This is a genomic window from Nocardia sp. NPDC050793 (genome assembly GCF_040654065.1).
Taxonomy (GTDB): domain Bacteria; phylum Actinomycetota; class Actinomycetes; order Mycobacteriales; family Mycobacteriaceae; genus Nocardia.
The window spans coordinates 166,272-189,945 of the sequence record NZ_JBFAHG010000004.1; the positions used below are offsets into that span (position 1 = coordinate 166,272).

Here is a 23,674-nt window from a genome sequence, read left to right on the forward strand (position 1 = left end):
CGTCGAAGGCTCGTCCGCAGGCCGACTCACCGTCTGCGGAGCGTTGTGCTGCATCAAGGCTGGCCGTCCTCCTGAATCCTTGGAACAACGGAGTCGTGACATAGTTGTGACATCGACCGCATTTACGGTAACGAAACGATTGCGGGGTCCGCAAGCGTTGCGGGCAATCTGTCCAACCATGTGAGATTGATCACCGTAACAGCACGGATTGACTCACTGTTTTCGGGGCACGCGAGTGAGGTCGAGCGACGACGATTTGTAGTAGATCATCGTCGGATCTCGGGTTCGGTGGCTCTACCTGGCAAACCCACAACAAACTACTCGCCAGTAGCCTTGGCCAGCGGTTTTTCCGACCGGCACCCCCGCCCGTGACCTGCGCCACTTAGGATGAACGTGGCCGATTGGCCCTCCATGTGACTGGTTAGAGTCCGACCCGACCCGCTTCCGACGTCGGGCCGCCAACAAAGACGTTGTCATCACAACGCAGACGAGACGGTGAGTACATGGATCTCTTCGAATATCAGGCGAAGGAGCTCTTCGTTAAGCACGGAGTGCCTTCGTCCGAGGGCCGCGTCACGGACACGGCCGAGGACGCCCGCGCCATCGCGGAGGAAATCGGCAAGCCGGTGATGATCAAGGCCCAGGTCAAGGCCGGTGGCCGCGGTAAGGCGGGTGGCGTCAAGTACGCCGCCACTCCGGAGGACGCGCTCACGCACGCGCAGAACATCATCGGCCTGGACATCAAGGGCCACATCACCAAGAAGATCCTTGTCGCCGAGGCCAAGGACATCGCGGAGGAGTACTACATCTCCTTCCTTCTGGATCGTTCCAACCGCACCTACCTGGCCATGTGCTCGGTGGAAGGCGGCATGGAGATCGAAGAGGTCGCCGCGACCAAGCCCGAGCGCCTCGCCAAGGTCCCCGTCGACGCCGTCAAGGGCGTCGACCTCGCTTTCGCGCGTTCGATCGCCGAGCAGGGCCACCTGCCCGCCGACGTGCTGGACGCCGCCGCGGTGACCATTCAGAAGCTGTGGGAGGTGTTCGTCAACGAGGACGCCACCCTGGTCGAGGTCAACCCGCTGGTGCGCACCCCGCAGAACGAGATCCTCGCCCTCGACGGCAAGGTCACGCTGGACGAGAACGCCGAGTTCCGTCAGCCCGGCCACGAGGCGTTCGCGGACAAGGACGCGACCGACCCGCTGGAGCTGAAGGCCAAGGAGAACGACCTCAACTACGTCAAGCTCGACGGTGAGGTCGGCATCATCGGCAACGGCGCTGGTCTGGTCATGTCGACCCTCGATGTCGTCGCCTACGCGGGCGAGAACCACGGCGGTGTCAAGCCCGCCAACTTCCTCGACATCGGTGGCGGCGCCTCGGCCGAGGTGATGGCGGCCGGGCTCGACGTCATCCTGGGCGACGCGCAGGTCAAGAGCGTGTTCGTGAACGTCTTCGGCGGCATCACCGCCTGTGACGCGGTCGCGAACGGCATCGTGAAGGCGCTGGAGATCCTCGGTTCCGAGGCGAACAAGCCGCTGGTCGTTCGTCTGGACGGCAACAAGGTCGAGGAGGGTCGCAAGATCCTCGTCGACGCCGCGCACCCGCTGATCACGCTTGCGCAGACAATGGACGAAGGCGCCGACAAGGCCGCCGAACTGGCAGCGGCCAAGTAAAGGAAACCGGAAATGTCTATCTTCCTGAACAAGGACTCGAAGGTCATCGTCCAGGGCATCACCGGCGGCGAGGGCACCAAGCACACCGCACTGATGCTCAAGGCGGGCACCCAGGTCGTCGGCGGTGTGAACGCGCGCAAGGCGGGCACCACCGTCGCGCACACCGACAAGGACGGCAACGCGGTCGAGCTGCCGGTGTTCGGCACCGTCGCGGAGGCGATGAAGGAGACCGGCGCGGACGTCTCCATCGCGTTCGTCCCGCCGAAGTTCGCCAAGGACGCCATCATCGAGGCCATCGACGCGGAGATCCCGCTGCTCGTGGTCATCACCGAGGGAATCCCGGTGCAGGACACCGCCTACGCGTGGGCCTACAACGTGGAGAAGGGCAACAAGACCCGGATCATCGGCCCGAACTGCCCCGGCATCATCACCCCCGGCGAGGCGCTGGTCGGCATCACCCCCGCCAACATCACCGGCAAGGGTCCGGTCGGCCTGGTCTCGAAGTCCGGCACGCTGACCTACCAGATGATGTACGAGCTGCGTGATTTCGGCTTCTCCACCGCCATCGGCATCGGCGGCGACCCGGTCATCGGCACCACCCACATCGACGCCATCGAGGCGTTCGAGAAGGACCCGGAGACCGAGCTCATCGTCATGATCGGCGAGATCGGCGGCGACGCCGAGGAGCGGGCCGCGGCCTACATCAAGGCCAACGTCACCAAGCCGGTGGTCGGCTACGTCGCGGGCTTCACCGCCCCCGAGGGCAAGACCATGGGTCACGCGGGCGCGATCGTCTCCGGTTCGGCGGGCACCGCCCAGGCGAAGAAGGACGCGCTGGAGGCCGCGGGCGTGAAGGTCGGCAAGACGCCGTCCGAGACCGCCGCGCTCGCCCGCGAGATCCTGGAGAAGGCCAGCATCAGCGCCTGATTCGGTCCGAAATCGTTACGAGGGCCGCCTTTCCGCAGGAAAGGCGGCCCTCGTCGTCTTCCCGCGAAGGCGTCCGGCCTGCTGCTCGAGGGTGACCCGAACGGTCTGGTGCAGTAGCGTCAAGAGTGATCCAGCCGAACAACGACTCGACGTAGGAGACGACGACATGTCATACCCGACCGGGGGCTCCGGGTACAACACACCCGCGACGCCCTCCGCACCACCCAGCCTCGGCCAGACGGGCAGTGGTGCCAGCACAGGTGCGAGCGCTTCCGGTTCCGATGCCAAGGGCCTGCCGTTCTTCCTGGTGGTCGGTGTCGCTGCGCTCGGCGTGATCAACTTCCTGCTCGGATTCCTGCCGTTCTCGGTGGAGGAGGTCGAGCGCCAAGGCACCACCATCACCGGCGACAGCTACAACGCCTTCACACCGTTCGGCGCGACCGCCGCGCTCGGACTGCTGCTACTCGGCGGTCTGCTGGCGGGATTCTCGGTGCTGCCCAAGCAGAATTGGAAGGGCGCGGCCGCCGCCGCGTCGGCCGCGGGCTTCCTCACCGTGTTGTTCCAGACCATCTCGCTGCCCGATCCGCTCGCCACGGAGTTCGGTGCGTGGGTGCTGATCTTCCTCGCGCTGGTGCAGACCGGTGTCGCGATCGCCGCCGTGCTGTTCGAGGCGGGCATCATCAAGGCACCTGCCCCGAAGCCCGCGCCGGCGCCGGGCGGCTTCGGCGGTCAGGCACCGGGCGGCTACGGCCAGCAGCAGTTCGGCCAGGGCGGCCAGGGCGGCCAGTACGGTCAGCAGAGTCAGCCGAGCCAGCCGGTTTACGGTCAGCAGCCTGGCCAGACCTACGGGCAGCCGGGCTACGGCACCGGCCCGCAGTACCAGCAGCAGCAGCAGCAGCCGTACGGCCAGAGTCAGCCGAGCCAGCCGAGCTACGGTCAGCAGCCTGGCCAGACCTACGGTCAGCCGTCCTACGGCCAGCAGCCCGGTTACGGTGCGCCGCAGCAGGGTTCGCCGTACGGCGCCGCGCCCGCGCCGCAGCAGCCGCGTCCGGACGAGAGCGCCACGCAGCACTTCGGCGGCGCCGCTCAGCCCGGCCAGCAGCAGCAGTACGGCGCGCCCGGCTACGGCCAGAGCCAGCAGGGCCAGCCGTTCGGCGGCGAGACGACGTCCGATCCGGCCAGCGACGCCACCCAGGCCTTCCGTCCGTCGGACGACAACAACAAGTAGTCGACGCAGGTTCCGCGAGCACCTATCCCTCCGGATGGGTGCTCGCGGCGCGCCTGCCCCGCTCACCTCGGGAGAGGTGTCACGCTCAAGTGTCATGAGGGAACGCAACTCACTCATTCGCTGGACCGGCGGGGCCTCCGATACCTCGGAATCACCGATGCGTAGCGATCATTCGCCCGAGGCCGACGAGTCCGGGTTCCTCTCGCTGACCCCGGAACGCGCCAGGGTCCTGCTGCTGGTCGCGGCCCGCCCCGCCACCTTCGCGCTGAGCGCGATCGTGGTGCTCGTGCTGATCACGTTGTTCGCCGCGGACAGCGGAATGGCCGGCGCCGCGGGTGCTGTCGCGGCGAGCTGGCTTGCGGTGCACCAGGTTCCGTTGGTGATCGGAAAGACCGCACTCGGCCTGCTTCCGCTGTTGCCGACAGCGCTGCTGCTCGGCGCGGCAGGCCGGGAGTGCTATCGGGCGGTGGCGCCGAACAGTTCGCGCACCGAGATCGGCTGGGTCATCGGGGCTGCGCTTGGCGGACCGCTGTTGCTCACCGCCGTCTGCCTCGCGGTGGCCGAGGACGCCTCCGCCGTTGTCGCGCTGCAACCACCGGACACCCTCGCCGCTTTCGGCTGGGTCGTCTTCCTGCATTTCGGCGCGGCGGGCGCGGGTATCGCGCTGGGGATGCGACGCCGGATGTTCGATCTGTTCCGTGCGCCGGAATGGGTGATCGCCGGAATCTACGGTGCGGGCAGAACCTTGCTGCGGCTGCTCGGCTGCGCCGCCGCGGTCACGGTCGTGTCGTTCCTCGCGCACTGGGGCGACATCGGCGACACCTACCGCAGCGCGGGAAATGCCTGGGGATTCCTCGGTTTGACGCTGCTCTCGCTGGCTTACCTGCCCAATGTGGTGCTCGGCGCGGTGGGCGTGCTGATGGGTGCGGGCGCGAATTTCGGCGCGGCCTCGATCGGTCTGTTCGGCGTGGTCGGCGGGCCGGTCCCGGCGGTGCCGGTGATGGCGGCGGTGCCGACCGGCCCCGCGTCGGCCTGGTGGGCGGCGCTGCTGGTGATCCCCGCCGCGGTCGGCGTGCTCGGCGGCATCGATGCCGGACGCACCTCGGGCGATCGCCTCACCGCGCCATGGGCGACGCTGATCTCCGCCGGTCTGGCGACCCTGCTGCTCGTCCTGTTCGGCGCGCTCGCGGGCGGTGAATTGGGCACCTTCGGGCGGGTCGGCCTCGAGCTGCCGATCTTCGCGCTGGTGAGCTTCGGGTGGCTGGCAGGCGCGGGCTACGTCGGCCTGGTCTGCGCCCGGTACTTCGTCGCTCCGGTCGGCGCGACGCTTCCGGGTTCGGACTATTACGACGATTACGACGAGGACTACGACACCGACGCGGACTACGACGACGACTACGACTCCGACGACTACCGCGACTACGGGGACGACGACTATCGCGAAGACGACTACCACGACGACTATCGCGACGACGACGACTACGACGACGGGTACGACTCGTACTACGACGACGACCCGGACGCACTCGACGCCGAACTCGTCGACGAACCGCCGACCCGCGCCACCGCCCCGCGCCAGACGCTCCCCGACATCGTCGACGCGGAAGTCGTCGAGACCGATCCGGACTTCGACTCCCGCGCCGGCGGCAGGCGCTAGCGGGCGCTGCCGGGAGATTACGGCGTCGGAAGGTGGGTACTGGCATCCGGTCCGCCTCGGCGCGCCCGCCACCGGTGGAAAGTCGCGCGCAGGCCACCGACTAGGCTTTACTCCGGCGGCGCCCCGATCCGGCCGCCGTCCGGTCGATACGCAGGAGTAGAGCGCTGACGTCTCCGCATGCCGAGTGGGTGCCCGCCGCGGCGCCCGCCACCGTAGTCGTGCTCGCCTCGGGCACCGGATCGCTGCTGCGCTCGCTCCTCGACGCGGCCGGCGCCGCCGACTATCCGGCCAAGATCGTCGCGGTGGGCGTCGACCGTGTCTGCGCCGCCACCGAGCACGCGGATTCCGCGGGCGTTCCGCATTTCCGGGTAGCGCTGAAAGACTTTCCCGATCGCATGGCGTGGGACGCCGCGCTGACCGACGCGGTGGCCGCCTACGAGCCGGACCTGGTGGTCTCGGCCGGTTTCATGAAGATCCTCGGTCCCGCGTTCATGAACCGCTTCGGCGGTCGGATCATCAACACCCACCCCGCGCTGCTGCCGTCCTTCCCGGGCGCGCACGGCGTGCGCGACGCGCTCGCGTACGGGGTGCGAGTCACCGGCTCGACGGTGCACCTGGTCGACTCGGGCGTCGACACCGGACCGATCCTCGCGCAGGAGCCGGTGCCGGTGCTGCCCGACGACGACGAGGACACCCTGCACGAGCGGATCAAAGTTGTCGAGCGACGGTTGCTGGCGGAGGTCGTCGCCGCCGTCGCGACGCGAGGCATTGTCTCCGACGGACGAAAGGCAGTAATTCCAGATGAGCGGGTGCGCCAGTGAGTGAGCGTAGCGAAACGACCGTGGTTCCGGGCGAGCGCAAGGCGATCAGCAGGGCGCTGGTGAGCGTCTACGACAAGACGGGCCTCATCGAGCTCGCGACCGGTCTGCACGCGGCGGGCATCGAGCTGGTCTCCACCGGCTCGACGGCGGGCAAGATCGCCGACGCCGGTATCCCGGTGACCAAGGTCGAAGAGCTGACCGGGTTCCCGGAGACGCTGGACGGCCGGGTCAAGACCCTGCACCCCCGGGTGCACGCGGGCATCCTCGCCGATTCGCGCAAGCAGGAGCACATCGACCAGCTGGCGGAACTCGGCGTCGAGGCGTTCCAGCTGGTCGTGGTGAACCTCTACCCGTTCACCCAGACCGTGGCCAGCGGAGCGAGCCAGGACGAGTGCGTCGAGCAGATCGATATCGGCGGTCCGTCCATGGTGCGCGCGGCCGCGAAGAACCATCCGTCGGTCGCGGTGGTTGTGGACAGCGGCGACTACGGCGACGTGCTCGCCGCGGTGGAGTCCGGTGGCTTCACCCTCGCCGAGCGGACCGCGTTGGCCGCCAAGGCTTTCCAGCACACCGCGAGCTACGACGTCGCGGTGGCGAGCTGGATGACCTCTGTGCTGGCTCCCGGCGTGGCCGAGGAGCAGGCGAGCTCGCCGTTCCCCGGCTGGATCGGCGGCTCCTGGGAGCGCGCGGCGGTGCTGCGCTACGGCGAGAACCCGCACCAGGCCGCAGCGCTGTACACCGACAACGACGGTTCGGTCGGTCTCGCGCAGGCGGAGCAGTTGCACGGCAAGGAGATGTCGTACAACAACTACACCGATGCCGACGCCGCCTGGCGCGCCGCCTACGACCACGAGGCGCCCGCGGTCGCGATCATCAAGCACGCCAACCCCTGCGGCATCGCTATCGGCGACGACATCGCCGAGGCGCACCGCAAGGCGCACGCCTGCGACCCGGTGAGCGCGTTCGGCGGCGTGATCGCGGCCAACCGCGAGGTCACCGTGGAGATGGCCGAGCAGGTCGCCGACATCTTCACCGAGGTCATCGTGGCACCGTCCTACGCCGATGGCGCGGTGGAAGTGTTGCAGCGCAAGAAGAACGTGCGCATCCTGGTCGCCGAGCCGCCGCAGCGGGCGGGCGTCGAGCTGCGCCCGATCAGCGGCGGCGTGCTGTTGCAGCAGCGCGATATTCTCGACGCCGAGGGCGACGACTCGGCCAACTGGACCCTCGCCGCGGGCGAGGCCGTGGACGCGCAGACCCTGGCCGACCTCGAATTCGCTTGGCGCGCTTGCCGCGCGGTGAAGTCCAACGCCATCCTGCTCGCGCACGACGGCGCGTCGGTCGGCGTCGGCATGGGGCAGGTCAACCGCGTCGACGCGGTGCAGCTCGCGGTGCAGCGGGCGGGGGACCGGGCCAAGGGCTCGGTGGCCGCCTCCGACGCGTTCTTCCCGTTCCCGGACGGTCCGCAGCAGCTCATCCAGGCGGGCATCCGCGCCATCGTGCAGCCGGGCGGTTCGGTCCGCGATCAGGAGACCATCGATCTGGCCCGTGCGGCCGGAGTGACGTTGTACCTCACCGGGTCTCGCCACTTCGCGCACTGAGTCGTACGAACGCGGAGGGCGGTCCCGAACGGTAGCGTCCTCCGCGTTTCTTGTGTCCGCGGTAGTTCTTGCCGTCGATGTGCTGGCGCCGCAAGGCTTTTCAGTAAAACATACTGGACGTCTGGATCTCATTATCTGGTATGGAATCCCCGAAACAGTATTTTCATGGTGCAGAATGTACGCATGCGTATCGTGGTCGCTGGGGCATCGGGGTTCCTCGGCAAGTATCTGGTCTCCAAGCTGAACGACAACGGCCACGAAGTGGTCCGCCTGGTGCGCCGGGAAGCTCTACGACCCGACGAAATCAGTTGGGACCCTTACAGTTCCGAATTCGACGGCGGCATCGTCGCCGGCGCGGGCGCGGTGATCAACCTGTGCGGTGCCACCGTCGCGGGCAAGCGCTGGACGCCCGCATACAAGGAGGAGATCCGCGTCAGCCGCATCGTGCCGACCGAGGTCCTCTCGCGTGCGGTGGCCGAGGCCGGCGTCCCCGTGTTGCTCAACGCCTCGGCCGCGGGCTGGTACGGCGACAGCGGGGATCGGGACGTCGACGAGTTCGCGCCGCACGGACCCGACTTCCTCGGCACCATGTGCCGGGATTGGGAGGCCGCGACCGGGGTCGCCTCCGCCGCCGGTGTCCGAGTCGTGACGCTGCGCACCGCGAACGTGCTCTCCGCGGACTCCATGATGGTCGAGCGGCTGCGCCCGCTGTTCCGCCTCGGGCTGGGCGGCAAGTTCGGCACCGGCCGCCAGTACCTGCCGTGGATCACCTTGCACGACTGGCTCGCCGCGGTGGACTGGCTGCTGACCTTCTCGGTCTCGGGCCCGGTCAACCTCTCCGCACCGGAGACCGTCACCAATGCCGAGTTCACCACCGCTTTCGCCGCCGCGCTGAACCGGCGGGCTCGGCTGACGCTGCCCGGTGCGGTGCTGAAGCTGATCGGCGGCGAGGGCGGCGCCGAGCTGCTGCACGGGCACCGGATGGTGCCGAAGGCGTTGGTGGGCAACGGTTTCGAGTTCACCCACGGCACCCTGGATCAGGCCATGAAGTACACCTTCGCCATGCGCTGAGCCGCGCGCGTCCGGTCGACTCGCGCTGCGCGCGGATTCGACCGGGACGCCCGCCGTTCGCATCAGCCCGCGCTGAGCACCGCCCGGTCGCCGAGCGGCGCCTTCAGCGGGATCTCCATCGTGCCGAACACCGCGATCATCACGCACATCCTCCCGACCGCGTCGGCGCGGGTGCCGCCGCGCAATTCCACCGTGACCGTCTTGTCGGTCTCGGTGGTCACCGCGTCCACGCCGTAGCACTCCGGCGCGCCCGTCTGAAAGTTGACGGCGATCTTGTCGTCGGCGACGCGGGCCCACGACATGAACGGAATCGGGTGCGCGCCAACGATCGTCGGGTCGGGGGTGAACGGCTGGCCCTGCGGCTGAGCAACCTCGCTCGGCGTGCTCGGAGCGGACGTCGTCGCGCCGGGGGAAGTGTTCTGTTGTGCGCCATCGTCATTCGAGCCGCCGCAGCCTGCGACGGCGAGACCGAGCAGCAATGCGACGGCGGCGAGGGAGATGCGTCGGCGATTCATGCCGACCACCCTAGGGGACGTCGTCCGTCGAATGCCCGTGCATGGCCGGAGGACGCCTTGCCGGACGTAGCCCGGCGAGGCACAGTGCACGGCCGGAGCGAAGGCGAAGGTGCGCATACAGTGAACGTTCCGCGAAGCCTGCGCGTAATCCGAGTGCCGGTCTCGGCCTGACTGTAGATTCGGCGGCGATGCGCGCCAGTGGCTTTCGGTGCGCGTCGACGTCGAAAGCTCTGCACAGTGATCTTCGAAAGGAACAACGTGGGCGACACGCTGCACGTAGGCGAAGAACTGGGACTCGGCCAGTCCCTGACCGGCGGTGCGTACACCCTTACTCTGCAATCGGACGGCAACCTCGTGCTGTCGGAACCGGATGGAAACGTCGTGTGGGCCACCCAGACTCACGACCAGGGTGTGGAGCGAGCGATTCTACAGCACGACGGTAACTTCGTGCTCTACAAGGGCGAGGGCGCCGCTTGGTCGACCGAGACCAACGACAAGGACGCGGACCGGCTCGTCGTGCAGGCCGATCGCAATGTGGTGCTGTACGGCACCGACGGCAGCGCGCTGTGGGCGTCGGGCACCGACACCGACAACCCGCTGCCCGCACCGGAGCCGGAGCAGCCCGCGGCCGCCCCGGTCGCCGAGGAGGTGCCCCCGCCGCCCGCGCCGGAGCCGCGCACCTACACCGTGGAGCCGGGCGACACCCTGTGGGTCATCGCCGAGCGCTTCTACGGCGACGGCAACCGCTACCAGGAGATCGCCGACGCCAGCGGCATCCCCAACCCGGATGCGATCAACCCCGGCCAGGTGCTGACCATCCCGTAGGCGGCAGACCGCGTAGGCCGGCGAAAAGCAACGTGGGCCCCCGGGACTAGCTCTCGGGGGCCCACGTCTTTCGCGTGATGGTCTGGGGGTGCTTGCGCACCTTGGTCTTTCGTTCGCGTTCAGTACCGCATGGCGTAGGAGACCTTGCGCCACACCGACTTCTTGCGCTGGGCGGCCTTGAACCGGTCGTCGTCCTCCAGCACCTCGGTCGCGGACGCCACCCGGCGTTTGGCCTCGGCGATCGCCTCGTCGACCGGCATCACGGTCTCCAGGTCGAACAGCTCGATGATCCGGGAGACTCGTTCGTGCACGGTCCCGCCCACCACTTCGTAGGGCAGCCCGATGTCCTTGACCACCTGCAGCAGCGTGTCGTCGGACAGCTTGCGGAACGGTTCGGACACCGGGCGGTGACCGTCGGCCTTCATCGGAAACTCTACCGGCAGATGCACATAGGCGTCGTACAGCCTGCCGGCCCTTTCCTTGACCACGTCGCCGATGATGTCGGTGTACTCCCGCAGCGGCGCCTTGCGCCCGATGCCCGCGGCCGCTTTCACGGTGCGCAGCAGCAACCCGGCGCCGGGATTGATGCCTACCGCCATCCGTGCGGTGCCGTACACCCATTCGTGCACCACGGAACCGTCGGAAATGAAAGAGCCTTCACCGGATTCGTTGTGCACCCGTTCCTCGAAACGGCGCAGCCCGAGCTGCAGCAGCTCGATGGAGTTCAGTTCCATCACCGTCTTGCCGGGAGCGAGATCGATCAGCAGCTCACGGGAGGTGAGCGCGTGCGTGCGCGGAATGCCGGTGGCGATCGAGAGCGTCTCGGTCGTCGTGCTCTTGCCGACGCCGTAGGTGCCGGAGATGGCCAACTTCAGGCTGTCGCGGCGCTGTCCGCCGACTAGGTACACAGGTCCTCCGATCGATCGGTGGTCGACACGCTCAATGGTCGTCCCGCAGCACTTCCCAGCCCCGCGCGGCGGCGACCCGCTCCAGCGCGGGGTCGACCGGGACGACCGCCGGATGGCCGACAGTTTCCAGCACGGGGACGTCGCTGAGATGGTCGCCGAAGCCGAAATCGCCCGCAAGATCGTGCTCGGGATATCTGGCCGCGAACGCCTCCACCTCGGCGCGTTTGGCCGCGCCGATGAGGGACTTGCGCACCGCACCGGTGTACACGCCGCCGCGCTCTTCCAGCTCGGTGCACAGCACGCCCGCGCAGTCCAGTTCCCGCTCGATGGGCCGCAGGCAGGCGCGGAAGGAGCCGGACACCAGCACCGTCTCCACACCCTGCGCGCGCAGCTCGCGCAAGCGGCGCACCACGGGCTCGCGGTAGAGCCCGTCGGCGCGCACCCGCTCGTGCCAGGCGCGTGCGGCGTCCTCGACCTCGCGGACCGAGATGTCCGTCCAGAGCAGGTAATAGCTCCGGTTCAGCGTTTCCCGGTCCGCTCCGGTCGCGGCCAGGCGTTGCATCCGCGTCTGATGCATGGCCAGCACCTCCGCACGCCCCGTGCCTTCGAAGAAGTACAGCGCGAAGTGTTGCAGCGTGCTGATCCGCAGCAAGGTGTGGTCCACATCGGTGAACGCGAAGCGCGGCCTGGTCGCCAGCACGGTCAGGCCACCGGCGCTGGCTGGGCGTCGTCGGTCGGCACGCCGGGGGTGGCCAGCGCGGCCTCGTCCAGATCGCGGCTGCGCAGCGTGAAGAACGCGATCGCGCCGGAGATCGCCGCGAGCACCGCGGTCAGCACCATGGCGTTCTCCAGGCCGCTCACGAACGCCGATTCCGCTGCGGCGCGGACCGATTCGGCGACCGATTCGGGTACCTGGGCCGCGACGACGGAGGGACCGCCTGCCGCCACCGCGTCGCCCGCCTCAGCGGCCTTGTCGGCGAAGACCGTGCGCGCCGCCTCGGATTCGGTGAAGGCGCTGCCCACCCGGTTCTGGAAGAACGCGCCGACCGCGGCGATGCCGATGGCCAGGCCCGCCTGCTGGAAGGTCTCGTTCACTCCGGAGGCCATGCCCGCCTTGTCCGGCGTGGTCACCGCGATGGAGAAGGCGGCGCGCGGCGGGTTGAACACGCCCATGCCGAGGCCGATCAGCACCATGCCCGGAATCAGCGCGGTCCACGAGGAGCCGGGCTCGACGAGCAGCACCGCGACCAAGCCCGCGGCGATGAGCAGCTGCGAGGCGCCGACCAGGATCGCGGGCGGCAGCTTGGCGACCATGCTGCCCGCGATCGCCGCGGCGACGAACAGCAGCAGGGTCAGCGGCAGGAAGCGGACGCCGCTGGAGAAGGCCCCGTAGCCGAGCAGATTCTGCACGTAGGAGATGAGCAGGAACAGCGCGGGCATCACCGAGAGCGCGCACAGCGCGGTCACCACGGACAGACCGTTGAAGGTGCGGTTGCGGAACAGGGTGAGGTCGAACATCGCGTGGGACGGCCGGGAGATCTGCAGCCAGGTGAAGACGGCGAGCAGCACCAGCGCCAGCGCGAAGCAGCCGATGATCCGGCCGCTGGTCCAACCGTCCTGCTCGCCGCGCATGAAGCCCAGGACCAGGAAGAACAGACCCGCGGAGAAGGTCACCATGCCCGTCCAGTCCACGGGCGGCGGGGTGTCGCTGCGGGATTCGCGCATCTTCAGGTAACCGACGGCGAGTGCGGCGATGGTCACCGGCACGTTGATCAGGAAGATCCAGCGCCAGCCCAAGGTCTCGGTGAGCCCGCCGCCGATCAGCGGGCCGAACGCGATCGCCAGACCCGCGACACCGCCGAACACGCCGAAGGCCATGCCGCGGTCCTTACCGCGGAACTCGTGCCCGAGCAGCGCCGGGCCGACCGCGAAGAGGATCGCACCGCCGAGACCCTGCACGAGGCGGGCGACGATCAGCACGAAGTCGTTCGGCGCGAGTCCGCAGGCCAGCGACGACAGCACGAAGATCACCAGGCCGACGTCGAAGACCTTCTTGCGGCCGATGCGGTCGGCGAGCGAGCCCGCCGCGAGCAGCACCGCGGCGAGGCCGAGCGCGTAGGCGTCGAGGATCCACTGCAGCGCGGAGAACGTGGAATCGAAGGCCGCCCTGATGTCGGGTAGTGCGACGTTGACGACGGTGAGGTCGAGCATCAGCATGAACGTGGCCAGGGCGACAACGACCAGGGTCCAGATCGCACTGTCCGATCGTTGTGGTGTCTTGGTTAATGCGCCTGCGGATGCCATGGGAATTCCCCTCCAGGTGGTATGCGTCCAGGTGGTATGCGGCGACGGCTGTTGTTCACGCGGCTTGCAACGCTGCGGAGACCGCGTCGGGCACCGGCATCAGCTGTGGTAGCTGATACATGCCGGCCACCCGGGTGACGATTTCTTCGATGGACCCCCCGATCACCAGATAGGGGACGGTCCCGTCGTGCAGGGTGTCGAGCAGGAGTCGATCGATGGTGGTGCGGTATCGGTCATCGCCATCGGTGGCCGATGCGCGGTCCATCCGGAGATGGACGAACCCGTCGTAGGTGACGTTGGCCCGCCGCGTCACGATTCCGCCGTGCGCCAGCAGATACCGCTTCTCGAAGATGCGATAGGGCAGGTCGCGCGGGTTCCACAGCCAGCGCCGAAGCCTGCGGGTCCGCCGCAGCGCCTCGGCCGCCACCCATTCCTGGAGCACCGAACCGTCGGAGATGAAACCCGAGGCCAGCCTGGCTTCGGAATCCACTCGCTGTTCGAAGCCCCGCACCGCGGCGTCGACCGTCGGCGCCAGCCTGCGATCGGCCCCCGGGGTGGCCAGGTGGGTGGAGATGGCCGCGTAGTCCAGACCGGTGGCCAGCGCGAGTGCGGTGCAAACGGTGGTCTTACCCGTTCGCGGTGCGCCGGTCACGGCCAGTCGTAGCGCGGGTGCATCCTTCATCAGGCGTCCTTGTATCGCGGGTGCCCACACCCTCGCGTATCCCCTTGTAGCCAAGTGGAATACGCGAACGCGGAATGCGGTCTCACCGGGTTCATCGAAAATCTAGTAATCGAGTGATAACTTGTCAACATGAGGCCCAGACTGAGCGCGGCCGAGCGCCGCGAGATGATTCTCGAGGCCGCGGGGCGGGCGTTCTCGCGGGGTGGCTACGCGGGTACGAGCACCGACGTCGTCGCGCTGGAGGCCGGGGTGTCGCAGCCGTACGTGGTGCGCATGTTCGGCACCAAGGCCGATCTGTTCCAGGAGGTCTTCGACCGGGCGGTCGCCGCCTTGCTCACCGCGTTCACCGCCGAACTGGAGGATCCGGAGGTGGCCGCATCGCCCGAGGTCTGGGATCGGCTGGGCGGGGTGTACAACCGCCTGGTCGAGAACCGGGACGTCCTGGTGGTCCTGTTGCAGGGCTTCAGCGCGGCCGCCGGTCATCCGCAGATCGCCGCCGCCGCACGGCGTTTCGTCTCCGCGCTGTATACCCTGCTGGTCGAGCGCACCGGGTGCGGTCCCGAGCGCGCGCGGGAATTCATCGCCAACGGCATGCTGCTCAACGCGCTGCTGGCGATGAACGCCACCGAACACGCCGACGACCCCGCGCTGGCCGCGCTCGCGCAATGCGCGCTCGGCGAGGACTGCGGGTTCGATGACGCTCCGTAGCCAGAGCATGCCTAGTCGGGCAGCTGATGGGCGAGCAGGCAGAACCCTGTGACGCCCTGGAACTCCTTGATCAGCAGATCGGCGCTGCGCCAGCGCTGGCCGCCGCGGTCGATGGTCGAGGTGCGGCGGATCTCCACCGTGCCGTCGAACGGCTCGGCGGAGGAGCGGCGCGGCCCCTCGGTGACGAACTCGAGCTTGCGCATCCACAGGGTGTTGCTGCTGCTGCGGTCCAGTCCGTCCATCTGGTAGAGCAGGATCTGGGAGAGCTGCGCCGCGCCGACGATGGCGTCGATCGGCGAGACCGAGTCCCAGTAGGCCGATTCGGCGCCCACGTAGCCGCCCTCGACGCCGGGGTTCACCCGCTGCCTGCTGTTGATGCGGGAGGCGGACTCGTCGACGGTCAGGTCCGTCGCGGTCAGGGTGTGGTCCTTGACGCCGTTCAGGTAGTAATGCGGCGCGGGTCCGTAAAGGTCGCTGAGCTGCGCGATGTGGTCGACGCCTGGCACGTCCAGCGTGCCGGAACCGACCGGATGCACCATGGTCAGCGTGCCGGTCAGGTTGCCGACGCGGAATTTGAAGGCGGTCTCCAGTTCTTCGGCCTCGTCCGCGGCGGTGGTGGTGATCTCCGCTTCGACCGGAATGCGGTCGAGGTCCTCGTGCGGTGCCGCGCCCGCGCGGACGGCCGCCTGGCGGACCCACATGCGCGAGGATTCGGCGGGGCTGAGATCGCGGGCGTGCGTGATCGCGGCGTCGCATAGGGAGGCCGCGAGCATGACCGTGTCGACGCTGCTGACGTGCGGCACGAGCTCGCGGTGCTTCTTGGTCGACCAGGAGACCGGGTAGCTCAGGCGCGCGGTACCGGAGTACTTGGCGCCGAGCTGGGTGGATCGGCGGATTTGGAGGTCGGTCAGTTCCGGGCTGACCTTTTTGTAACCCTCACCGAAGTATCGATCGGACCGGGGTCCGAGGGGCTCGTCGTAGCTGGAAAAAGAAACGGTCATGGCAGAGCAACTTTCGAAGAGCGATCGAGCAAGTCGGTTTCAGGCAACCTGGGGCAGGTCGAAAACCTGTCCCGCATATGAAAGACCGGCGCCGAAAGAAACCTGCAGAGCAAGTTGTCCCGGCTTCGCCCGGCCCGAAGACACCAGGTCGTCGATCGCCAGTGGAAGGGCGGCGGCGGAAGTGTTTCCAGCCCGTCGGACGTCGTCTGCGATCACTACCGATTCGTCCTGCCAGCCGAGCTTGCGAGCAACCCCGTCGATGATTCGCAAATTCGCCTGATGCGGGATGAATACCTCGACGTCGGCGAGCGTGATACCGCCGGCGTCTGCGATTTCGGAAACTATCTTGGGCACCGCGCCGGTCGCCCAGCGGAATACTTCGGTGCCTTCCATGTGCAGGCAGGGAGTGGCCGTGGTGGTCGGCGCGGCGCGCAGTTCCTCCCACGTCGGTTCCTGCCTGATCAGGCGGGCCTGGGTGCCGTCGCTGCCCCATACGGTGCGTCTGATGTGCCCGGATTCGGTGCGGCCGAGGAGCGCGGCGCCCGCGCCGTCACCGAAGATGGGAGCCACCGACCGGTTGTTGGGATCGATGACGTGGCTGAGCTTTTCGGAGCCGATGACCAAAATGTTGTCGGCCTGGCCCGCGTTGATCAGCGCGGCGGCCTGGCCGATGCCGTGCGCGTAGCCGGAGCAGCCCGCAGAAATGTCGAAGGCGGCGGGTCCGGCGCAGCCGAGTTCGGCGGCGACGATGGCCGCGGCGGCCGGAGTCTGGTTGAGATGGGTCGAGGTCGCGAGCATCACGACGTCGAGCTGGCGAGCGGACATTGCGGCGGCGTCGAGCGCTTTCTGAGCGGCTGATGCGGCCATCGAAATTACTGTTTCGTGATTTCCGGCGAATCTACGTTCGGTAATTCCGGTCCGCGATATTATCCACTCTTCGTCGACACCCAATTCGGGGGCCAGGTCGGAATTGGAAACAATTCGATCGGGCCGGTATGATCCGATCATCAAAATTCCGGCTGGTAAGGCCGTCATACTTCCCACCCCCGAGAGGCGAACATGATCAATTCTGTATGAATGAATGTATCACCCGGCTCGAATTCGCGAATTAGATCACATTGCTATAACACCTGTATAACAAGCAACTGTGACGAAGGTCACGTTTTTTCATAGACTGTTGACATGGCTCGATTGTCGACCGTCATAGGTTCCACTGTCGAGAGATTGCCTTCAATTAACTACTAATTGGTAATCGAGTGATGCGCACCCGGTGAAGCGACCGGCGAGCGAGGTGCGGCCGGTGGTGCCGGTTCACTCGATCGATAACTGTGAATTGTCCGCCGTGCGTCCTGGGGCGGCTCGTCGGTAGACGACCCGTGGATACGACAACGGCGGGGGCTCGGATGCGTACTGCACCCGAACCCCCGCCGTCGGGGCAGGAAGAGCTCGCGCTACCGGCTGGTGAACGGCAGCAGGGCCATTTCGCGGGCGTTCTTCACCGCGACGGCGACCTGACGCTGCTGCTGCGGGGTGAGCCCGGTGACGCGCCTGCTGCGAATCTTGCCGCGATCGGAGATGAACGTGCGCAGCAGGTTCACGTCCTTGTAGTCCACCGTCTCGATCCCCGCGGCGATCAGCGGGTTCTTCTTGGGGCGGCGGGCCTGTTCCGCGCGGACCTTCTTCGACGGTGCTCGCTTGACTGCCATATCAGGGGTTCCTTCTACGGGATCGGTGGTTTTTACCAGCTCGATTTGTGCACACCGGGAAGCTCTCCTCGGTGGGCCATCTCGCGCACACGCACACGGGAGAGGCCGAACTTCCGGAGGTGACCGCGCGGACGTCCGTCCGCTGCATCCCGGTTGCGCAATCTTACCGGACTGGCATCGCGCGGCAGTCGCTGCAGTGCCGCCTGTGCTGCGGCGCGGTCGGCCTCGGAAGTGGCTGGTCCGCGGATGAGTTCCTTCAGCTCAGCGCGGCGGGCGGCGTACCGGGCGACGACGGCTTTGCGCTGCTCGTTGCGGGCGATCTTCGACTTCTTCGCCATCTCAGCGCTCCTCGCGGAAGTCGACGTGCTTGCGCACCACCGGGTCGTACTTCTTCAGCACCATGCGGTCCGGATCGTTGCGCCGGTTCTTGCGGGTGACGTAGGTGTAACCGGTTCCCGCCGTGGACTTCAGCTTGATGATCGGCCGGATATCGGTGGACTTCGAGGCCATGGCAGCTCCTTAGATCTTCTCTCCGCGCGATCGGATGCGGGCGACAATCGCCTCGATCCCGTCCCGGTCGATGGTCTTGATGCCCTTGGCCGAGACGTTCAGCGTGATGCGGCGGTCCTCGCTGGGCAGGTAGTAGGTCTTGCGCTGGATGTTGGGGTTCCAGCGGCGGCTGGTCCGCTTGTGTGAGTGCGACACGGACTTGCCGAATCCGGGCTTGCGCCCGGTGACCTGGCAGTGGGCCGACATGCGGGCTCCCTCCATTCGGGGATGGCGGCCGGCGGAGCCGGCGAGGGCGGACAAGGGAAGGTGACAATCATTTTCGACAATGACTGTTCGACACTGTAGCGTTGCTCAACGGTAAATGAAAATCATTATCGAAAGGGGTTCCGGTGGTTGTGCCTGATCCCGCCCTGCTCCCACCCGACCCCGACGGCCGGACGCCGGTCGTGCTGGTCGCAGGCCTGCCGGGACGCGCCGCGGCGGGTGTGGACCGTCTCGCCGACGCGCTGCTCGGCGGCGAGGGCGCCGTCGTCGTGCGCCACGAGTTGAGCGAGCTGCGCGAGGGCATCGTGCGCCGCACGGTCCGGACCGCGACGGACACCAGGACCACCGTGCTCGAACTGGCGCACGGTTGTGTCTCCTGCACACTGCGCGCCGATCTGCTTCCGCTGCTGTGCACGCTGGCCATGCGGAAATCGGTGCGGCGCATCGTGCTTGCGCTCGACCCGGCCTTCGAGGCCGAGGCGGTGTGCCAGGCCATCGATGATGTCGTGGTGACCGGTGTCGTCGGCAGGGTGGACGGACCCGCCGGGCGGGACGTCCGTGTCGAGGCGGTGCTGACCTGTCTGGACAGCGGGCAGTGGCTGGCCGACGCCACCGGTGACGAGACCCTCGCCGAGCGCGGCCTCGCCGCCGCGGACGACGATCGCACTGTCGCGCAAGTAGCCGTCGGCCAGGTCGACTTCGCCGACGCTGTGGTGGCCATCGGCCCCGCGCTCGACGCCTTGGAGCAGATCAGGCTCGGCGCCGTGCTGGCCCGCCTGGTTCCTGACGCGCCCGTCGCGTGGATCGATGACCTGGACGCCCTCGCGACCGCGGACGTCGACGGTCTGCTCGCGCGGGTCCCGGCGCAGGCGCGCCGCGGGCGGATCTTCGACGCGCACGCGCCGCTGCTGCGCGGGCAGCCGCCGCTGGTGGCCGAGCACGGCGTCACCCTGATCGAGTTCGCGGCGAGCAGGCCCTTCCATCCCGGCAGATTGCACGACGCCCTCGACGTGCTTTTCGAGGGCGTGGTGACCGCGCGCGGCAGGATCTGGCTGGCCACCCAGCCCGACGAGGTCGTCTGGCTGGAGTCCGCGGGCGGCGGGCTGCGCGTCGGCGGCGCGGGCCGCTGGCTGGCCGCGATGAGCGAGGACGAGGTGGCGCGGGCGGATCCGGACCGGCGGGCGCTCGCGGCGTTGCGCTGGGACGACCGCTTCGGCGACCGGGACGTCTCGCTGGTGATCCTCGCGCACGACGCCGATCCCGCTGAGATCCGTCAGGCGCTGCACTGGGCGCTCGTCGAGGACGACGAGCTGCGGCTGGTCGAGCGCGCGCCCGAGCGGGTCGCGCTGTGGGAGGACCCGTTCGGCGACTGGCACGCCGACCCGTGCGAGGACGGCCTGGTCGACGAGGTCGTGCAGACCGAAATCCGGAGAGGAGAAGGAAAGTGAAGACAGGTATCCACCCGGACTACCACCCGGTGGTGTTCGAGGACTCGAGCACCGGCAAGCGGTTCCTCACCAGGTCCACCGCCACCAGCGCGCGGACCGTCGAATGGGAGGACGGCAATGCTTACCCGCTGCTGGTGGTCGATGTGACCGCCGACTCGCACCCGTTCTGGACCGGCGCGCACCGCGTGCTGGACACCCAGGGCCGGGTCGAGAAGTTCGAGCGCAAGTACGGCAGGCGCGTGCGCGCCGGAAAGGAGGGCTGAGATGGCGGTGCCGAAGCGGAGGATGTCGCGGTCGAACACCCGCAGTCGTCGCTCCCAGTGGAAGGCGACGCCGCCCGCGCTGGTGCCGGTGACCGTCGGCGGTGTGGTCCACCAGGTGCCGCGCCGGCTGGTGCAGGCCGTGCGACGTGGTCTGATCGACCTGGATCGCCTCTGAGCGTGCGCCGTCGCCGTCGCCGACGGCGAGCAACGAGAAACGCGTCGGGCCCGGCGGTGTGCTCCGCCGAGCCCGACGCGTTGTCGTGTTGCCGCCGAACCGAACTCGGCCTTCCTTGCCTGTGCCAGGTCGGCGAGCGCCGCTGCCGAATCGAGCGCAGGCCCGACCGCGTCGTTCCGCGGTCATAACGCGCACCACTCTCCTGCGGGCGGGAACGCGCCGCGCGATCGGTGTCCCCGTTCGCCGGGGTGGCGAACGAGCCGGGGTTGCTGCGATCGCGATCCTCTGGCAATCAACTGGCTACCGATGTGTTGTGGATCACATGGCGTTATTTACGAATGGTCGCGTGCGACAAGGTAACTGAGCGTGAAAATACATACTGAGAGTTGGTTTTTTGGGGTATTAAAAGTCTCCGCGCAGTGATGATTTCGTGCTCACGCACCGGTACCCTCATCCGAGAGGGCGGGTTCTTCCGATTCTCGGAAGAGCCCGCTCATCGCCAAATTCGGCATACCCTCTCCAAAATCGTTCTCGCGAAAGATGTTCGGCGTCCTACGGCTTGCCGATGCGTGCCGCTGGCTCCGCGTCCGAATGTCCCGGCAATCCAGGCAAATCCGGCAGCAGCGATTCCAGGCGCGCCAGCTGCGCGCCGATCAATTCCGCGGGGCCCTCGATCAAGGAGAGCGGCCACGGCCAGCGATGCCCCTCCAGCCGCTGCACCTCCTCGACCAAGTCCGCGGTCGTGGCCTCCAGTTCGCTGATCTCCGTGCGCAATTCGCCGACCTGGGTGCGCAGGGCCTCGGTGTCGCCCTCCAGCTCGTCGATCCGGCGCTGCATCTCGTCGATGCGGCTCAGCGCCGCGGCCAGCCCGTCGACCAGCGTCAGGTGCCTGCCCTCGGCGTCGGTGCCCAGCTGCGGCCACCCGGCGAGACCGGGCCCGCGCAACTGGGTCTGGATGTCGCGCAGCACCGCATCCTGCTCCGGCGTCATGTCCGGTTCCTCCTGTACGAAATCCCATTGGCCGAAATCCACTGTCTCGGCCACGTTCACATCGCAGAGCACGCCGTTGACCCGGACCTGGCGCAGCGTCTGGTGAATATTGCGCCGAGTCTCCACATTGCCGCCCGACCACGCGTCGGTCTGCCAGACCCAGGCCGCGCTGCCCGCGTCCAGTGCCCTGCTGACCGTCCAGTACCCGCCGTAGATCCCGACATTCGCGGCGCCGAGCACGGTGGCGGCCCCGTCCAGATACGCGTTGATCGGCACCTGGTCCTGCGGGGTGGCGTCGAAATCCGCCGAGAAGTAGATGGGCCGGTCGGGACGGCCGCCGCAGCGCAGCACCTGCGCGAGGCCGGCCCGCGCGTCCACCATGCCCGCGTTGTAGCCGTCCAGCATGCGGGCGGCGGTGGTCTCCCAGTTGGAGACGATGGAAATGCCGTGCGCGCGAAGGTCGTCGGCCTCGGCGGGCGTCAGCTGCTTGCCGGGCAGACTCGGGCCGCCCGGCGTCAGATAGCGCACCACGAAGTCGAAACCAGCCGCCCGGATGGCGGCGCCCCCCGGACGTCCACCGGAGTAGTCCAGGCCGAACCGCATGCGTCCCACTGTAAGACGTCGACGGCGCGGTGCGCCGTGGTTCAGTGCACCAGCTCGGGCTGCTTCGACGGCAGCGACGACGGCGTCCGCCGGTCGGGGGCGACCAGGACCGCGGTGATCGGCACGGCCAGCGACAGCATGCCGATGACGAACATCGGGACCAGGAAGGAGAACAGGTCGTCACCGGTCGGAATTGCGGCGCGCGGGTCGATTCGCACCTCCAGCCCGGCCATTCGCAGATAGTGCACCCCGACGACAGCGCAACCGAACAGGGCGGAGGCGCCGATTACCGCGGACGTCGGCCACGAGCGGAGCACGAACCACAATGTGGCCAGTGCGATCACGATGCTGAGCGCGCCCGCAGCGAGCACCTGCCACAGCCCGAACTCCAGCTCTCCGCGCACCTGCACGGCGCTCATCCCCAGGGCCAGCATCAGACTCGTGCCGACGCCCATCACCGCACCGGCGCCGAGCAGGCGCGGCAGCTGCAGCGTCCGCCCGGCGAGCACCAGTCCGCCGAAGACCGCGAGCACGGCGAGCACCGCCGCTCCGGTGAGCCGGGCGACGTCGTAGCGGATCATGGTGTCGCCCGAGGGCGTGACACCGAGCATCGTCACGAAAATCGCCAACCAGGTACCGATTCCGCCGATCGAGATCGCGGCGGAGGTCAGCCAGACCAGGCGGAACTTGGACGTCACCGATTTGGTCGACTGGCGGATGCAGATCAGACCGATCAGCGCGCCCGCCGTCGCCACCAGGATCGACAGGCCCAGCACCCAATAACCCATGGAGAAGTAGGACAAAGCAGCGAACCTCACACCTGTCCGACCGGCTGCTCGTGCTGTTGGGCGGCGAGCCGCTGGATCGCGTATTCGGTGACAGCGGCGAGGGATTGGCGAACTTCCATGGCATTGCGCGCGTCGATGTCGACGATCGGGACACCCGACCGCACCGAGAGCGCCTCGCGTAGCTCGCCCACCGGGAACCGCGGGGCGTCCGGAAAACGGTTGACCGCCACCAGGAACGGCAGTCCGCGCGCCTCGAAGAAGTCGACGGCGGCGAAGCTGTCCTCGATGCGACGGGTGTCGACGAGCACCACCGCGCCGATCGCGCCGCGGATCAGGTCGTCCCACATGAACCAGAACCGGCGCTGGCCCGGCGTGCCGAACAGGTACAGCGTCAGGTTCCCCGGCAGCACGATGCGGCCGAAATCCATGGCGACCGTTGTGGTTTCCTTGCCCGGCGTGGCGGCGAGGTCGTCGATGCCGTCGGAGAAGCCGGTGACCATCGCCTCGGTGCGCAGCGGGACGATCTCCGACACCGCGCCGACGAAGGTGGTCTTGCCCGCGCCGAAACCCCCTGCGACGACAATTTTCGTCGACGCGGTGCGGTTGTCCATGGGTGCCGAACCGTACGGCTGGGCGTTATAGGGCGCGGAGTCCACGCAAAGTCCTCTCCATCAGGGACCGGCGCTCGTCGTAGCTCGCCTGGTCACTCAGGGTCCAATGCACGCGCAGCGTCCCGGCGACGACGAGATCGCCGATCACGACCCGGACCAGGCCGAGCGGCCGCTGTAGCTGAGCCGAGATCTCGGCCACCGACAGGCGTGCGGTGCCGAGCCGCACGATATCGGTGCGGATATCGCCGACCGGCCATTCGAAATGTGCAGTGTAGGAGATGGTCTCGATGACCGCCTCCAGGGGAAGGTCAACCGCCGGTTCGGTACGCCCCGAGGTCAGGGCGTACGGACGAACGCGGGTGGGTGGTGTGCCCGGCCCCCCGCCGGATGGGGTAGACATC

27 protein-coding genes are annotated in these 23,674 nt (G+C 67.9%); 12 read left to right on the plus strand and 15 right to left on the minus strand.

The features are described 5' to 3' along the window. Positions 1 to 503 precede the first annotated feature (503 nt). The 7 genes from sucC (at position 504) to AB0H50_RS15305 (ending at position 8,972) form a co-directional block, all read left to right on the plus strand. Positions 504 to 1,670 carry an ADP-forming succinate--CoA ligase subunit beta gene (gene sucC / locus AB0H50_RS15275; protein ID WP_357451996.1) on the plus strand — a complete coding sequence of 389 codons (1,167 nt, stop codon included), beginning with the start codon at positions 504 to 506 and terminating at the stop codon, positions 1,668 to 1,670. Between the two features lie 12 nt (positions 1,671 to 1,682). Next, on the plus strand, positions 1,683 to 2,597 hold the full coding sequence (gene sucD, locus AB0H50_RS15280) for a succinate--CoA ligase subunit alpha (protein ID WP_357451999.1): 915 nt from the start codon (positions 1,683 to 1,685) through the stop codon (positions 2,595 to 2,597). Positions 2,598 to 2,763: 166 nt separating this feature from the next. Next, on the plus strand, positions 2,764 to 3,825 hold the full coding sequence (locus tag AB0H50_RS15285) for a DUF5336 domain-containing protein (protein ID WP_357452002.1): 1,062 nt from the start codon (positions 2,764 to 2,766) through the stop codon (positions 3,823 to 3,825). Positions 3,826 to 3,982: 157 nt separating this feature from the next. Next, complete coding sequence (locus AB0H50_RS15290) at positions 3,983 to 5,482, plus strand: DUF6350 family protein (RefSeq protein WP_357452005.1); 1,500 nt, start codon at positions 3,983 to 3,985, stop codon at positions 5,480 to 5,482. Between the two features lie 188 nt (positions 5,483 to 5,670). Further along, positions 5,671 to 6,303, plus strand: coding sequence for a phosphoribosylglycinamide formyltransferase (purN, locus tag AB0H50_RS15295; RefSeq protein ID WP_357452008.1), 633 nt, complete (start codon positions 5,671 to 5,673; stop codon positions 6,301 to 6,303). A 20-nt stretch (positions 6,304 to 6,323) separates the two neighbouring features. After that, positions 6,324 to 7,901, plus strand: a complete 1,578-nt coding sequence (purH, locus tag AB0H50_RS15300; RefSeq protein WP_357453384.1) for a bifunctional phosphoribosylaminoimidazolecarboxamide formyltransferase/IMP cyclohydrolase — start codon at positions 6,324 to 6,326, stop codon at positions 7,899 to 7,901. A gap of 183 nt (positions 7,902 to 8,084) precedes the next feature. After that, the gene (locus AB0H50_RS15305; RefSeq protein ID WP_357452011.1) at positions 8,085 to 8,972 is read left to right on the plus strand and encodes a TIGR01777 family oxidoreductase; all 888 of its coding nucleotides are present in this window, start codon (positions 8,085 to 8,087) and stop codon (positions 8,970 to 8,972) included. 62 nt (positions 8,973 to 9,034) lie between these two features. Here the strand turns inward: AB0H50_RS15305 and AB0H50_RS15310 are convergent, their stop codons facing one another. Then, positions 9,035 to 9,487: a hypothetical protein gene (locus tag AB0H50_RS15310; protein ID WP_357452014.1), complete on the minus strand. Its 453-nt coding sequence runs from the start codon at positions 9,485 to 9,487 to the stop codon at positions 9,035 to 9,037. Between the two features lie 258 nt (positions 9,488 to 9,745). Here AB0H50_RS15310 and AB0H50_RS15315 point away from each other — a divergent pair, with 258 nt between their 5' ends. Next, positions 9,746 to 10,312 carry a LysM peptidoglycan-binding domain-containing protein gene (locus tag AB0H50_RS15315; protein WP_357453387.1) on the plus strand — a complete coding sequence of 189 codons (567 nt, stop codon included), beginning with the start codon at positions 9,746 to 9,748 and terminating at the stop codon, positions 10,310 to 10,312. Between the two features lie 119 nt (positions 10,313 to 10,431). Here the strand turns inward: AB0H50_RS15315 and AB0H50_RS15320 are convergent, their stop codons facing one another. Genes AB0H50_RS15320 through AB0H50_RS15335 form a run of 4 tightly spaced genes read right to left on the minus strand, consistent with a single transcriptional unit; the run spans position 10,432 to position 14,206 of the window. Continuing rightward, on the minus strand, positions 10,432 to 11,220 hold the full coding sequence (locus tag AB0H50_RS15320) for an AAA family ATPase (RefSeq protein WP_357452017.1): 789 nt from the start codon (positions 11,218 to 11,220) through the stop codon (positions 10,432 to 10,434). A gap of 31 nt (positions 11,221 to 11,251) precedes the next feature. Further along, positions 11,252 to 11,920 carry an HAD-IB family hydrolase gene (locus AB0H50_RS15325; protein WP_357452020.1) on the minus strand — a complete coding sequence of 223 codons (669 nt, stop codon included), beginning with the start codon at positions 11,918 to 11,920 and terminating at the stop codon, positions 11,252 to 11,254. A 2-nt stretch (positions 11,921 to 11,922) separates the two neighbouring features. After that, positions 11,923 to 13,524, minus strand: a complete 1,602-nt coding sequence (locus AB0H50_RS15330) for an MFS transporter (protein WP_357452022.1) — start codon at positions 13,522 to 13,524, stop codon at positions 11,923 to 11,925. 55 nt (positions 13,525 to 13,579) lie between these two features. Further along, positions 13,580 to 14,206, minus strand: a complete 627-nt coding sequence (locus AB0H50_RS15335) for a hypothetical protein (protein WP_357452025.1) — start codon at positions 14,204 to 14,206, stop codon at positions 13,580 to 13,582. A gap of 129 nt (positions 14,207 to 14,335) precedes the next feature. On the opposite strand from AB0H50_RS15335, the gene AB0H50_RS15340 reads away from it, so the two are divergent. Further along, positions 14,336 to 14,914 (plus strand): TetR/AcrR family transcriptional regulator, encoded by a 579-nt coding sequence (locus tag AB0H50_RS15340; RefSeq protein WP_357452028.1) that lies wholly within the window; start codon positions 14,336 to 14,338, stop codon positions 14,912 to 14,914. An 11-nt stretch (positions 14,915 to 14,925) separates the two neighbouring features. On the opposite strand, the gene AB0H50_RS15345 is transcribed toward AB0H50_RS15340, so the two are convergent. From AB0H50_RS15345 to rpmB, 6 genes are all read right to left on the minus strand, one after another. Continuing rightward, positions 14,926 to 15,915 (minus strand): AvrD family protein, encoded by a 990-nt coding sequence (locus AB0H50_RS15345; RefSeq protein WP_357452031.1) that lies wholly within the window; start codon positions 15,913 to 15,915, stop codon positions 14,926 to 14,928. A 39-nt stretch (positions 15,916 to 15,954) separates the two neighbouring features. Continuing rightward, positions 15,955 to 16,950: a beta-ketoacyl-ACP synthase 3 gene (locus tag AB0H50_RS15350; protein WP_357452033.1), complete on the minus strand. Its 996-nt coding sequence runs from the start codon at positions 16,948 to 16,950 to the stop codon at positions 15,955 to 15,957. A gap of 416 nt (positions 16,951 to 17,366) precedes the next feature. Next, positions 17,367 to 17,621: a 30S ribosomal protein S18 gene (gene rpsR / locus AB0H50_RS15355; protein WP_011211513.1), complete on the minus strand. Its 255-nt coding sequence runs from the start codon at positions 17,619 to 17,621 to the stop codon at positions 17,367 to 17,369. Positions 17,622 to 17,653: 32 nt separating this feature from the next. Continuing rightward, positions 17,654 to 17,959: a 30S ribosomal protein S14 gene (gene rpsN / locus AB0H50_RS15360; protein WP_357452036.1), complete on the minus strand. Its 306-nt coding sequence runs from the start codon at positions 17,957 to 17,959 to the stop codon at positions 17,654 to 17,656. 1 nt (position 17,960) lies between these two features. After that, positions 17,961 to 18,131: a 50S ribosomal protein L33 gene (rpmG, locus tag AB0H50_RS15365; protein WP_357452039.1), complete on the minus strand. Its 171-nt coding sequence runs from the start codon at positions 18,129 to 18,131 to the stop codon at positions 17,961 to 17,963. A gap of 9 nt (positions 18,132 to 18,140) precedes the next feature. Further along, entirely contained in the window at positions 18,141 to 18,377 is a 237-nt protein-coding gene (gene rpmB / locus AB0H50_RS15370; protein WP_357452042.1) for a 50S ribosomal protein L28, read from the minus strand. Between the two features lie 143 nt (positions 18,378 to 18,520). Between rpmB and AB0H50_RS15375 the strand changes: the two genes are divergently transcribed. The 3 genes from AB0H50_RS15375 to rpmF are packed head-to-tail and all read left to right on the plus strand — an operon-like array spanning position 18,521 to position 20,281. Next, entirely contained in the window at positions 18,521 to 19,843 is a 1,323-nt protein-coding gene (locus tag AB0H50_RS15375) for a GTP-binding protein (protein ID WP_357452045.1), read from the plus strand. Next, the gene (locus tag AB0H50_RS15380; protein WP_357452048.1) at positions 19,840 to 20,106 is read left to right on the plus strand and encodes a type B 50S ribosomal protein L31; all 267 of its coding nucleotides are present in this window, start codon (positions 19,840 to 19,842) and stop codon (positions 20,104 to 20,106) included. Before AB0H50_RS15375 ends, AB0H50_RS15380 begins: the two co-directional genes overlap by 4 nt. 1 nt (position 20,107) lies before the next feature. Next, positions 20,108 to 20,281: a 50S ribosomal protein L32 gene (rpmF, locus tag AB0H50_RS15385; RefSeq protein ID WP_357452051.1), complete on the plus strand. Its 174-nt coding sequence runs from the start codon at positions 20,108 to 20,110 to the stop codon at positions 20,279 to 20,281. A 552-nt stretch (positions 20,282 to 20,833) separates the two neighbouring features. Here the strand turns inward: rpmF and AB0H50_RS15390 are convergent. Genes AB0H50_RS15390 through AB0H50_RS15405 form a run of 4 tightly spaced genes read right to left on the minus strand, consistent with a single transcriptional unit; the run spans position 20,834 to position 23,673 of the window. Next, entirely contained in the window at positions 20,834 to 21,874 is a 1,041-nt protein-coding gene (locus AB0H50_RS15390; RefSeq protein WP_357452054.1) for a glycoside hydrolase domain-containing protein, read from the minus strand. Positions 21,875 to 21,915: 41 nt separating this feature from the next. Beyond that, on the minus strand, positions 21,916 to 22,677 hold the full coding sequence (locus tag AB0H50_RS15395) for an MHYT domain-containing protein (RefSeq protein ID WP_357452057.1): 762 nt from the start codon (positions 22,675 to 22,677) through the stop codon (positions 21,916 to 21,918). Between the two features lie 11 nt (positions 22,678 to 22,688). Beyond that, the gene (locus AB0H50_RS15400) at positions 22,689 to 23,273 is read right to left on the minus strand and encodes an ATP/GTP-binding protein (protein WP_357452060.1); all 585 of its coding nucleotides are present in this window, start codon (positions 23,271 to 23,273) and stop codon (positions 22,689 to 22,691) included. Positions 23,274 to 23,298: 25 nt separating this feature from the next. Next, positions 23,299 to 23,673, minus strand: coding sequence for a DUF742 domain-containing protein (locus AB0H50_RS15405; RefSeq protein WP_357452063.1), 375 nt, complete (start codon positions 23,671 to 23,673; stop codon positions 23,299 to 23,301). Position 23,674 lies beyond the last annotated feature (1 nt).

Bases quoted from the DNA above. Each gene is read 5' to 3' on its own strand.
- sucC (WP_357451996.1), top strand. From the start codon at position 504: ATGGATCTCTTCGAATATCAGGCGAAGGAGCTCTTCGTTAAGCACGGA.
- sucD (WP_357451999.1), top strand. From the start codon at position 1,683: ATGTCTATCTTCCTGAACAAGGACTCGAAGGTCATCGTCCAGGGCATC.
- AB0H50_RS15285 (WP_357452002.1), top strand. From the start codon at position 2,764: ATGTCATACCCGACCGGGGGCTCCGGGTACAACACACCCGCGACGCCC.
- AB0H50_RS15290 (WP_357452005.1), top strand. From the start codon at position 3,983: ATGCGTAGCGATCATTCGCCCGAGGCCGACGAGTCCGGGTTCCTCTCG.
- AB0H50_RS15305 (WP_357452011.1), top strand. From the start codon at position 8,085: ATGCGTATCGTGGTCGCTGGGGCATCGGGGTTCCTCGGCAAGTATCTG.
- AB0H50_RS15310 (WP_357452014.1), bottom strand. From the start codon at position 9,487: ATGAATCGCCGACGCATCTCCCTCGCCGCCGTCGCATTGCTGCTCGGT.
- AB0H50_RS15330 (WP_357452022.1), bottom strand. From the start codon at position 13,524: ATGGCATCCGCAGGCGCATTAACCAAGACACCACAACGATCGGACAGT.
- AB0H50_RS15335 (WP_357452025.1), bottom strand. From the start codon at position 14,206: ATGAAGGATGCACCCGCGCTACGACTGGCCGTGACCGGCGCACCGCGA.
- AB0H50_RS15340 (WP_357452028.1), top strand. From the start codon at position 14,336: ATGAGGCCCAGACTGAGCGCGGCCGAGCGCCGCGAGATGATTCTCGAG.
- AB0H50_RS15345 (WP_357452031.1), bottom strand. From the start codon at position 15,915: ATGACCGTTTCTTTTTCCAGCTACGACGAGCCCCTCGGACCCCGGTCC.
- AB0H50_RS15350 (WP_357452033.1), bottom strand. From the start codon at position 16,950: ATGACGGCCTTACCAGCCGGAATTTTGATGATCGGATCATACCGGCCC.
- rpsR (WP_011211513.1), bottom strand. From the start codon at position 17,621: ATGGCAGTCAAGCGAGCACCGTCGAAGAAGGTCCGCGCGGAACAGGCC.
- rpsN (WP_357452036.1), bottom strand. From the start codon at position 17,959: ATGGCGAAGAAGTCGAAGATCGCCCGCAACGAGCAGCGCAAAGCCGTC.
- rpmG (WP_357452039.1), bottom strand. From the start codon at position 18,131: ATGGCCTCGAAGTCCACCGATATCCGGCCGATCATCAAGCTGAAGTCC.
- rpmB (WP_357452042.1), bottom strand. From the start codon at position 18,377: ATGTCGGCCCACTGCCAGGTCACCGGGCGCAAGCCCGGATTCGGCAAG.
- rpmF (WP_357452051.1), top strand. From the start codon at position 20,108: ATGGCGGTGCCGAAGCGGAGGATGTCGCGGTCGAACACCCGCAGTCGT.
- AB0H50_RS15390 (WP_357452054.1), bottom strand. From the start codon at position 21,874: ATGCGGTTCGGCCTGGACTACTCCGGTGGACGTCCGGGGGGCGCCGCC.
- AB0H50_RS15400 (WP_357452060.1), bottom strand. From the start codon at position 23,273: ATGGACAACCGCACCGCGTCGACGAAAATTGTCGTCGCAGGGGGTTTC.
- AB0H50_RS15405 (WP_357452063.1), bottom strand. From the start codon at position 23,673: ATGTCTACCCCATCCGGCGGGGGGCCGGGCACACCACCCACCCGCGTT.